The 6,595-nt window shown below is 67.0% G+C and carries 8 protein-coding genes; 4 read left to right on the top strand and 4 right to left on the bottom strand.

All coding sequences use genetic code 11. The annotated features are described in order from the left end of the window. Both F9K34_RS16180 and F9K34_RS16175 read left to right on the top strand, forming a co-directional pair. A partial coding sequence (locus F9K34_RS16180; protein WP_366557919.1) for a DUF6314 family protein occupies positions 1–451 on the top strand: 451 nt, incomplete at its 5' end. A 52-nt stretch (positions 452–503) separates the two neighbouring features. Continuing rightward, positions 504–1,148 (top strand): CDGSH iron-sulfur domain-containing protein, encoded by a 645-nt coding sequence (locus F9K34_RS16175; RefSeq protein ID WP_291338152.1) that lies wholly within the window; start codon positions 504–506, stop codon positions 1,146–1,148. 6 nt (positions 1,149–1,154) lie between these two features. Here F9K34_RS16175 and dddP read toward each other — a convergent pair whose 3' ends face one another. Next, complete coding sequence (gene dddP, locus F9K34_RS16170) at positions 1,155–2,498, bottom strand: dimethylsulfonioproprionate lyase DddP (protein ID WP_291338151.1); 1,344 nt, start codon at positions 2,496–2,498, stop codon at positions 1,155–1,157. Positions 2,499–2,623: 125 nt separating this feature from the next. Here dddP and F9K34_RS16165 point away from each other — a divergent pair, with 125 nt between their 5' ends. After that, positions 2,624–3,412, top strand: coding sequence for a heme-dependent oxidative N-demethylase family protein (locus tag F9K34_RS16165; protein ID WP_291338150.1), 789 nt, complete (start codon positions 2,624–2,626; stop codon positions 3,410–3,412). Positions 3,413–3,417: 5 nt separating this feature from the next. Here the strand turns inward: F9K34_RS16165 and F9K34_RS16160 are convergent, their stop codons facing one another. The 3 genes from F9K34_RS16160 to F9K34_RS16150 form a co-directional block, all read right to left on the bottom strand. Further along, entirely contained in the window at positions 3,418–3,612 is a 195-nt protein-coding gene (locus tag F9K34_RS16160; protein WP_291338149.1) for a hypothetical protein, read from the bottom strand. 134 nt (positions 3,613–3,746) lie between these two features. Then, positions 3,747–5,153: a type I glutamate--ammonia ligase gene (gene glnA / locus F9K34_RS16155; protein ID WP_291338148.1), complete on the bottom strand. Its 1,407-nt coding sequence runs from the start codon at positions 5,151–5,153 to the stop codon at positions 3,747–3,749. 48 nt (positions 5,154–5,201) lie between these two features. Continuing rightward, on the bottom strand, positions 5,202–5,540 hold the full coding sequence (locus tag F9K34_RS16150; protein ID WP_291338147.1) for a P-II family nitrogen regulator: 339 nt from the start codon (positions 5,538–5,540) through the stop codon (positions 5,202–5,204). Positions 5,541–5,722: 182 nt separating this feature from the next. Between F9K34_RS16150 and F9K34_RS16145 the strand changes: the two genes are divergently transcribed. Next, the coding region (locus F9K34_RS16145) for an NAD(P)H-hydrate epimerase (protein ID WP_291338146.1) at positions 5,723–6,595 on the top strand (873 nt) is incomplete at its 3' end.

Here is a 6,595-nt window from a genome sequence, read left to right as displayed (position 1 = left end):
GGGCACTATGGCGGGGCAGGAACGGCGGATGCAACCGGGGATGGCGATGCGGCTTGAGGATTTCGCCGGGCGCTGGCGGATCGAGCGCCTGATCGACGACCGGCTCGGTGGCGTGGCCGGGCACTTCAGCGGTGTGGCCGAGTTCCGCCCGACGGCGGCGGGTCTCGCCTACCGCGAGGAGGGACAGCTCAGGCTCGGCACCGGTCCCGAGGTGCTGGCGGTCCGGGACTATCTCTGGCGCGAGGAGGCGGGGCGGATCGTCGTCGAGCATGGCGACGGGCGGCCGTTCCACGCCTTTGACCCCGCCGCGCCCGAGGCCAGGCACTGGTGCGACCCCGACGATTACCGTGTACGCTACGACTTCGCGCGCTGGCCGGAGTGGCAGGCGGAATGGAGGGTGCGGGGGCCGCGGAAGGACTACACGATGCGGTCAACCTACCGCCGCGCTTGACCGGCGCGCGCCACGGGCCGAGCATGAATCGACGAGTCAGGGGGAGCCGAACATGACCGAGACAGTGGCCGGGCGCGAGGTGATCGTGCATTTTGACGGCACGCGCTGCATCCATTCGCGCAACTGCGTCCTGCGTCACCCCGAGGTCTTCGTGCCGAACGTCAAGGGCGCGTGGATTCGCCCCGATGCCGCCCCGGCCGACGAGGTGATCCGCATCGGCCAGCTCTGCCCCTCGGGCGCGATCCGGGTGGAGCGGGTGGGTGGCGGGGGGGTCGCAAGCTCGAACCTGCCGCCGGCGGTCAACATGGTCCATGTCCGCGAGAACGGCCCCCTGGCCTTCGAGGCCGACCTGCGGCTGCGCGGCGAACCCCACGACAGCGTGCGGGCCACGCTCTGCCGCTGCGGCCTGTCGAAGAACAAGCCCTATTGCGACAATTCCCATGTCGCGGCCGGGTTCACCGCGACGGGCGAGCCCGCCGCGCGGGAGACCCCGCCCCTTGAGGCGCGCGATGGCCCGGTCGACCTCCAGCCGCAGCCGAACGGGCCGTTGAAGGTGGTGGGCAATCTCGAGATCGTGTCGGGCACGGGGCGCACCGTGAACCGGACCCGGCAGGTGTTCTTCTGCCGCTGCGGGCAGTCGAAGAACAAGCCATATTGTGACGGCAGCCACAAGGCCGCGGGGTTCGTGGCCGACTGACCCCGGTCAGGCCGCGCCGGTCAGCCGCGGATCGAAGGGATAGGTCGTCAGGTTCTCGCAGCCCGTCGCCGTCACCAGCACCTGGTCCTCGATCTTGATGGAGAAATCGCCGCCCTCGGGGCTGACGAGCGCCTCGGTGCAGATCACCATGCCTTCCTCGATGACATGGTCGAAGGCGCCCTCGGCCCAGGCGTCGGGGTAGGGGACATAGGGCCACTCGTCGCAAAGCCCGACGCCGTGCATCTTGCAGGAATATTTCTGCGCCCAGTACTGGTCCTCCAGCCGGTGTCCCCCGAACACCAGTTCGCGGATCGACACCCCGGGCCTGAGCCGGGCCTGATGGTCGCGGATGTGGTCGAGCGCATGGTTCATCGCCGAGACCATCGCGTTGGTGGGCCGGGCGTCGCCCACCCACCAGGTGCGCGAGATGTCGATGCAGATTCCGTAGGAGCCGATCAGGTCGGTGTCGAAGGCGACGATCTCGTTCGGCTGGACAATCCGCGGCCCGCATTCCTGGAACCACGGATTGGTCCGCGGCCCGGAGGCCAGAAGCCGTGTCTCGATCCACTCGCCGCCGCGCCGAATGTTGCCTTTGTGCAATTCCGACCAGATATCGTCCTCGCTGACACCGCCTTTCGGTACGTTTTCTCTGGTGAACGCTTCCATCTCGGCGATCGCCGCCTCGCAGGCATGATGGGCGCAGCGCATGGCGAGAATTTCGTCCTTGCCCTTGATCGCGCGAGTTCGCTCGGTCAGTTCCTCCCCTTCCATCACCTCGAAGCCCGCGCGCTCCAGTGCCCTGAGCCCGTGGATCTGGATCTTGTCGACGCCAAGGCGGCGGTTGGCGCCGGCATGGGCCCGCATCACCTCTTCCACCTGCCCGGCGAATGAGGCGGCGTCGGCCTCGCCCCGGTCGCCCGAGACGGCGTAGAAGAAGGACGCACCCGCGCGGATTTCCTTCACCAGCGGGTTGAAGGAGACGAGGAACGGCGCGTTCTTGTATTCCCAGATCACCATATGCCCGTCGGCGCACAGAAGGCAGGCGCGGAACGGGTTGTGCGCGTTCCAGAGCTGCATGTTGGTGGTGTCGGTGGCGTAGCGGATGTTCAGCGGATCGAACAGCAGGAGCCCGCCCCAGCCACGCGCGACGATCGCGTCGGTGAGCCTGCGCCAGCGGAACTCGCGCATCGCGGCGAGGTCGGGGGGCGTCAGCCCGGCCGCGGCCCATTCGCGGAAGGCAAGCTGGGTCGGCCCGATCTCCACCCGGTCGTTGTCGTTGGGGCTGCCGTCGGGCAGACGGTCACCCCTCGTCGGGTCGATCTTGCGACGGTCGCGGTAATGGTCGGTCATGCCGGGGCTCCTCCCTCGTCGGGCGAGCATCGGACAGCGGGCGCCGGGCGGTCCCCTCCGAATGCGACGCAAGTCGCGTCCGTTTCCGCCGTTGACGGCCGCAATCGGCCTGTTACGGGAAGCCCATGGACCCGATCCTGCAGACATCGCTCCCCTTCGCGCCCTGGATCGAGCCTTCGGCGGCGCGCCTGCCGGGCATCCGGCCGGTCGCGCCGCGCGACTGGCTTCTCGCCGACGAAGCCTTCGCGGGCCAGATGGCCCTGCGCGACCGGCTGATCGCCGAGCGTGCGGGCACGGTGCTTGCGCTCGATCCCTCCGCGCGGCCGGCGGCGGAGGAACTGGTGGAGGTCGTGGCCGCTCAGGTTACGGCCACCCCCGGCTACCGGCGCTCCGGCACGATCACCCGGCCTGACGGCGTCTCGGTCGCGCTCGACGGCGACCACCCGATGGCGGTTGCGGGCCGGCTCGCGCAGGAGGATTTCTGCGTCCTGGAACGACGCGGGGAAGAACACGTGCTGACCGCCGCCGTGCTCTGCTTCCCGGCAAGCTGGACGCTGGCGGAGAAGGCCGGCCGGCCGCTCCTGGGCATTCACGAGCCGGTCGAAAGCTACGATGCGGACATCGCAAGGCGGGTGCAGCGGCTTTTCGACGCGATCCGGCCGGGCCAGGTGCTGATGCGGGCGAACGCGCTTCTCTACGCCGATGCCGAGCTCCACCAGCCGCGCCACGCCGGCGCGCGCCGGCCACGGCCTGCGGCGGGCGCGCCAGCGTACATGAGGTCGGAGCGACAGTGCCTCGTGCGGCTGCCGCGAACGGGTGCCGTGGTCTTCTCGATCCACACCTTCGTGCTGCGCTATGAGGACCTGACGGCGGACCAGCGCGAGGGCTGGGAGCGGCAGGGCGCCGGCGGCTGACCCTCTCAGAGGTCGAGAAGGCGCAGGAGCCTGTTGCGCGCGTCGGGGCGCTTGGCGAGATCGACGACGCTCGGCACCTCGTTCGCGCGCATCGTCGCCTCGATCCAGTCCGTGGTGCGCCGATCCGTTCCGGCCGCCATGGCGCCGAGGAGAGCCGGCGTCGCCGTCATGCCCGCAGGCCCGATCTGGATGGAACTCATGACAGCCCCCGCCGAATTTGCCGTTGCCCGAAGCTAGACCCCGATTCGGGCGGGAATTCGCCCGAACGGGCACGGTTTGCGGGCGGCGCGTCGGCCCGCGAAAGAAGAAGGGCGCCCGAAGGCGCCCCTTTCTGTCAGCAGCTGTAGTACATCTGGTATTCGATCGGGTGGGGCGTGTGTTCGTAGGCGTAGACCTCTTCCCACTTCAGCGCCACGTAGCCGTCGATCTGGTCGCGGGTGAAGACGTCCCCGGCGAGCAGGAAGTCGTGATCCTTCTCCAGTTCCTCCAGCGCCTCGCGCAGGGAGCCGCAGACGGTCGGGATCTCGGCCAGTTCCTCGGGCGGAAGGTCGTAGAGGTCCTTGTCCGACGCGGGGCCCGGGTCGATCTTGTTCCGGATCCCGTCGAGGCCGGCCATCAGGAGGGCCGCGAAGCAGAGATAGGGGTTGGCCGATGGATCGGGGAAACGGGCCTCGACGCGCTTGGCTTTCGGGCTCTCGGTCCACGGGATACGCACGGCGCCGGAGCGGTTGCGGGCGGAATAGGCGCGCAGCACGGGCGCCTCGAAGCCCGGGATCAGCCGCTTGTAGGAGTTGGTGCCGGGGTTGGTGAAGGCGTTGAGCGCCTTGGCATGCTTCAGGATGCCGCCGATGAACCACAGCGCCTCCTGGCTGAGGTCGGCATACTTGTCGCCGGCGAACAAGGGCTTGCCGTCCTTCCAGATCGACATGTTGACGTGCATGCCCGAGCCGTTGTCACCCTTCATCGGTTTCGGCATGAAGGTCACGGTCTTGCCGTAGGCGGCCGCCACGTTGTGGATGACGTATTTGTACTTCAGGATGTTGTCGGCCTGTTCGGTCAGCCCGCCGAAGATGAGCCCGAGCTCGTGCTGGCAGGTCGCGACCTCGTGGTGGTGCTTGTCGACCTTCAGCCCCATGCGCTTCATGGTCGAGAGCATCTCCGAGCGGATGTCCTGGCCCTCGTCGGCCGGGTTCACCGGGAAGTAGCCCCCCTTGTAGGTCGGCCGGTGGCCGAGGTTCCCGGTCTCGTACTCGGCGTCCGTGTTCCAGGCCGCGTGTTCGGCGTCGATCTGGTAGGACACCTTGTTCGGCGCGACCGAGTAGCGCACGTCGTCGAAGATGAAGAACTCGGCCTCGGGGCCGAAATAGGCGACATCGCCGATGCCGGAGGACTTGAGATAGGCCTCCGCCTTGACCGCCGTGCCGCGCGGGTCGCGGCTGTAGGGCTCGCCGGTGTCCGGCTCGACGACGTTGCAGTGGATGCACATCGTCTTCTCGGCATAGAACGGGTCGATGTAGACCGAGTTCGGGTCGGGGATGAGCTTCATGTCCGACTGGTCGATCGACTTCCATCCGGCGATGGAGGAGCCGTCGAACATGAAGCCTTCCTCGAAGAAATCCTCGTCGACGAGGTCGGCGATCAGCGTCACATGCTGGAGCCGCCCGCGCGGGTCGGTGAAGCGGACGTCGACATATTCGACCTCCTCGTCCTTCATGAGCTTCAGGGCGTTCTTTACGCTCATCTCGTCGTGTCCTTCTCTTGGAGCGTGGGGCGGGCGGATGCCCGGAATTCAGATCGCGTCCTCGCCGGTCTCGCCGGTGCGGATGCGGATGACCTGTTCGACGGGGGAGACGAAGATCTTGCCGTCGCCGATCTTGTCGGTGCGCGCGGCCGAGACGATGGCCTCGATCGCGGCCTCGACCATGTCGTCCGAGAGCACCACCTCGATCTTCACCTTGGGCAGAAAGTCGACGACGTACTCGGCGCCGCGGTAAAGCTCGGTATGGCCCTTCTGGCGTCCGAAGCCCTTGACCTCGATGACCGAAAGCCCCTGCACGCCGACCTCCTGAAGCGCCTCCTTAACCTCGTCGAGCTTGAAGGGCTTGATGATGGCTTCGATCTTCTTCATGGGCCGCGACTCCCCCCGGGGCATTTCGTGCAAGCTGGCCCCTGTCACCACTTTCGCCGGGCACGGACAATTGGCTAGGCTCCGGGGGAAGGGCGGGCGCCGGGGATTCCGGGGTCGCTGCACAAATTTTGTGCAACGTGATCGCCCCGCGTGCAGATTTAGAATTCCGAGGTGCCCGAGCCATGACCGAACTGCTCACCGCCGCGCAGATGCGCGCGATCGAACAGGCGGCGATCGAGAGCGGGAAGGTCACCGGACTCGAGCTGATGGAGCGCGCCGGGCGGGGCGTCGTGGAGGCGATCTTCGAGGAATGGCCGGAGCTGAAGACGGGGTCGTTCCGGGCCGTGGTGCTCTGCGGGCCGGGCAACAACGGCGGCGACGGCTTCGTCGTGGCGCGGCTCCTGAAGGAGTGGGGCTGGGAGGTCGAGGTGTTCCTCTACGGCGACCCGGAAAGGATGCCGCCGGATGCGCGGGTGAATTATGAGCGGTGGCGGGGGATGGGGGAGGTGATGCCGATTACAGCGGCATACGATGCATTCATGCGCTTCCACGACGACTGCCGTCCCGATATCTGGATCGACGGCTTGTTCGGTACCGGTCTAACTCGACCGATCCCGGCGGAAGTTGGTGCGCTACTTGACGATGTGAGGCTGTCTTTCTCGGAACTAATCGCCGATCCAGGAGGGAAGGTCGTCGCACTCGACCTCCCATCGGGGATCAGCAGTGACACCGGAGAAGCTATATTCGACCGGGGAGAGCCAACGTGGGCTGATGTCTTTACCGCAGATGGGCACCACGTCGACTACGACTACCGCGCGCAATACTGGCCGCTCCATTGCGATCTCACGGTTACATTCCACGCGGAAAAGATCGGACATCGAACTGGCGATGCGCCCATCTACTGCGGAAAGATCGTCGTGAAGGATATCGGGCTCGGCTCTGCGATGGGGTTAAAGGATGACGGCCCGGTTGTTCGGTTGACAAAGGCCAGCGAAGGCAGGCTCGGCAAGGTCGATGGCCACAAATACAGCCACGGCCACGCCCTGTTCCTCTCC

The sequence above is a fragment of the Albidovulum sp. genome, from assembly GCF_008933605.1.
GTDB lineage: Bacteria > Pseudomonadota > Alphaproteobacteria > Rhodobacterales > Rhodobacteraceae > Albidovulum.
This window is presented reverse-complemented; position numbering and strand designations above follow the sequence as displayed.

Excerpts from the sequence above, each read along its gene's own strand:
- F9K34_RS16150 (WP_291338147.1), bottom strand. The coding sequence starts at position 5,540 with ATGAAGAAGATCGAAGCCATCATCAAGCCCTTCAAGCTCGACGAGGTT.
- dddP (WP_291338151.1), bottom strand. The coding sequence starts at position 2,498 with ATGACCGACCATTACCGCGACCGTCGCAAGATCGACCCGACGAGGGGT.
- glnA (WP_291338148.1), bottom strand. The coding sequence starts at position 5,153 with ATGAGCGTAAAGAACGCCCTGAAGCTCATGAAGGACGAGGAGGTCGAA.
- F9K34_RS16175 (WP_291338152.1), top strand. The coding sequence starts at position 504 with ATGACCGAGACAGTGGCCGGGCGCGAGGTGATCGTGCATTTTGACGGC.
- F9K34_RS16165 (WP_291338150.1), top strand. The coding sequence starts at position 2,624 with ATGGACCCGATCCTGCAGACATCGCTCCCCTTCGCGCCCTGGATCGAG.
- F9K34_RS16160 (WP_291338149.1), bottom strand. The coding sequence starts at position 3,612 with ATGAGTTCCATCCAGATCGGGCCTGCGGGCATGACGGCGACGCCGGCT.